Source organism: Bradyrhizobium sp. 142, assembly GCF_023074015.1.
Lineage (GTDB): Bacteria > Pseudomonadota > Alphaproteobacteria > Rhizobiales > Xanthobacteraceae > Bradyrhizobium.
This window is the reverse complement of record NZ_JADPKQ010000528.1, coordinates 1-2,832: the sequence shown is the minus strand read 5'-3', so window position 1 is coordinate 2,832 and position 2,832 is coordinate 1. Positions and strand designations below refer to the sequence as shown.

Annotated in this window: 2 protein-coding genes; both read left to right on the top strand. The window is 63.7% G+C overall.

Annotated elements, in window-relative coordinates; genetic code table 11:
- Positions 1-437 precede the first annotated feature (437 nt).
- A complete protein-coding gene (locus IVA82_RS47090) occupies positions 438-1,700 on the top strand; it encodes an FAD-dependent oxidoreductase (RefSeq protein ID WP_247386784.1) in 1,263 nt (420 codons plus the stop codon).
- Positions 1,701-1,879: 179 nt separating this feature from the next.
- Positions 1,880-2,650: an outer membrane beta-barrel protein gene (locus tag IVA82_RS47085; protein ID WP_247386783.1), complete on the top strand. Its 771-nt coding sequence runs from the start codon at positions 1,880-1,882 to the stop codon at positions 2,648-2,650.
- Positions 2,651-2,832 lie beyond the last annotated feature (182 nt).

Sequence of the window (2,832 nt, the reverse complement as noted above, 5' to 3'; positions counted from 1 at the left end):
ATCTCTCTCAGAGGGGTCCCGTCCTTGCTGGGCTTTGCCTCCACCCGTGCATGAAAGATCAGGGTACCGGGCTGCGCGCCCGACCGGATACAAGGTGATCTCATTCACGGCCCAGGCCTCGCATCACGTCACACCTGTTATCGTCATCGCGTGCGTTGCAGGGACGCCATTGTGGCGCCGAGCTCGTCGCGCTCAAGGCCGCTGCCGCGCCGTCTCCGGCGGTGGCCTACGGCCAGCCTTGACCGCTCCTCGCCGCGGCGCCCAAGACCGCCGCCATCAAACGACGCCCTCTTGACAACTCACTCCCCATACGAGGATGACGGATAAGCATTGGAGACGAGGTTGAAGAAGATCTGAGGCCGTCAAATTGATCTATCCGTGCCGCCGGCCGGCGCTACAATCCGCGTCGCGGATCAAAGGGCCAGGGAGGCCAGGTCATGGAAACAGCAACGTCGGATCAGCCCGCCATCCGCTCCATCAAAGTCTGCTGCTGCATTGTCGGCGGCGGACCTGCCGGCATGATGCTCGGTTATCTGCTGGGGCGCGCCGGCATCGATGTCGTGGTGCTGGAAAAGCATGCGGACTTCTTCCGCGACTTTCGCGGTGACACCGTGCATCCCTCGACCCTTCAGGTCATGGATGAGCTCGGCCTGATCGACGGCTTCCTGAAGCTGCCGCATCAGCGCTTGCAGACGATGGACGGCCTGTTCGGCGGCACGCCGGTGCGGATCGCCGATCTCCGCCGGCTCCGCACGAAGTACCCGTTCATCGCCTTCATGCCGCAATGGGACTTTCTGAATTTCCTGCGCGAGGCCGGCCAGCGTTTCGCCTCGCTGAAGGTGATGATGAACACGGAAGCCGTCGATCTGATCCACCGCGGCGAGACCATCGCCGGCGTGCGCGCAAAGACGGCGGACGGCGACATCGACATCGACATCGAAGCCGATCTCACCATCGCCTGCGACGGCCGGCATTCGATCGTGCGCCAGCGCGCGGGCCTCGATGTCGAGGAGATCGGCGCGCCGATGGACGTGCTGTGGTTCCGTGCCGGCCGCAACGCGGGCGAGACGGAAAACGTGTTCGCCCGTGTCGAGCCCGGCAAGATGATGATCACCTTCGACCGCGGCGACTACTGGCAGTGCGCCTATGTCATCGCCAAGGGGCAATACGACGCGGTGAAGGCGAGGGGACTGCAGGCGCTGCTCGATGATGTCGTGCGCATGGCGCCGATCCTCAAGAACGGCGTTGCCGACGTGAACAGTTTTGACGACATCAAGCTTCTCACCGTTGCGATCAACCGCCTGACGCGCTGGACGCGGCCGGGCCTGCTCTGCATCGGCGATGCCGCGCATGCGATGTCGCCGGTCGGCGGCGTCGGCGTCAATCTCGCCGTGCAGGATGCGGTCGCGGCCGCAAATCTGCTGGCAGACAAGATGCAGCAGGGGTGTCCGTCCGAGAATGAACTCGATGCGGTGCGCCGCCGCCGCGAGTTTCCGGTGAAGATGACGCAGCGGATGCAGGTCGTCGTGCAGAACAACATCATCAGCGGCGCCTTGCAGCCGGGCGACCGGCCGCTGAAGGTGCCGCTGGTCGTGCGTCTGATCACCGCGCTGCCGTGGCTCCAGGGCATTCCGGCGCGCCTGCTCGGGCTCGGGGTGCGGCCCGAGCACGTGCATTCGAGAGCTGCTCCGGGATCGTAGCGCAAGATTTCGGTAGGGATAACGCTGCGTTAAATCGCGCAGCGGCGCGTTGCGCGCGTGCAACAGCACAAACGGATTCGCCGGTCAGCGCGTGCGCGTCTGGCGCATTAACCGTGTTGATTTCAATTTTAGTAAGAGCCGTCTGTGAGCGTGCACCCATCGATGACAAGGGGTGTACGATGCGTTCCAAGTTGATTGCTGCCTTCGCCTGCACGACCGCTCTGGTTTCGACCGGCGCTGCTTCCGCTGCCGATCTCGGCGCGCGGCCCTACACCAAAGCGCCGGCCTATATCGAGCCGCTGTTCAACTGGACCGGCTTCTATGTTGGCGGCCACATCGGCGGCGCCTGGACCAACGAGCAGTTCATCAACAACGGCAACGGCGCCCCCTTCGGCGATCTCGCCCCGGGCGAGGGCTATCGCCAACGCAAGTCGGGCATCATGGGCGGCGCCCAGATCGGCTATAACTGGCAAGCCAACAACTACGTGTTCGGCATGGAGGGCACGATCTCCGGCCTCGACAACAAGGGCACGGTCGTCAACACCGCGTTCGGTGCAGGTGACGACGTGTTCTCCTGGCGCGCCAACGTGCTCGCGACCGTCGTCGGCCGCGCCGGCTTTGCCGTGCAGAACAACCTGTTCTACATCAAGGGCGGCTATGCCGGCGTGAATAACCGTCTGTCGGTCACCGACACGGTCGGAGTGGCTACGGGCTCGGGCGGTCAGACCCACTGGGCCAACGGATGGACCGTCGGCGCCGGCTGGGAATACGGCATCACCCGCAACTGGATCGTCGGCCTCGAGTACAATTACGCGGCCTTCGGCAGCCAGACCTATCAGCTCGGCGGCACCTCGGGCAATTACACGTTCGATGCCAAGCCGCGCGACATCCAGTGGGCCGTCGTGCGCGCCAGCTACAAGTTCGACGCGCCGGTGATCGGGCGCTACTGAGCACGTCAACGAACGATCGATCATCTAAAAAGAAAATCACCACCACCAATTAAAAAGCCCTGGCTTGGTCCGGGGCTTCTTTTTTGGTGTGCCGAGCATGTTCGACAGCTTGGAGGTGGAAGTCCTTTACCCAGCCTGATGGCGGCGAAGGGTTAGCGAAGCGCAAGGGCGTCATCGCGAGA

Excerpts from the sequence above, each read along its gene's own strand:
- IVA82_RS47090 (WP_247386784.1), top strand. The coding sequence starts at position 438 with ATGGAAACAGCAACGTCGGATCAGCCCGCCATCCGCTCCATCAAAGTC.
- IVA82_RS47085 (WP_247386783.1), top strand. The coding sequence starts at position 1,880 with ATGCGTTCCAAGTTGATTGCTGCCTTCGCCTGCACGACCGCTCTGGTT.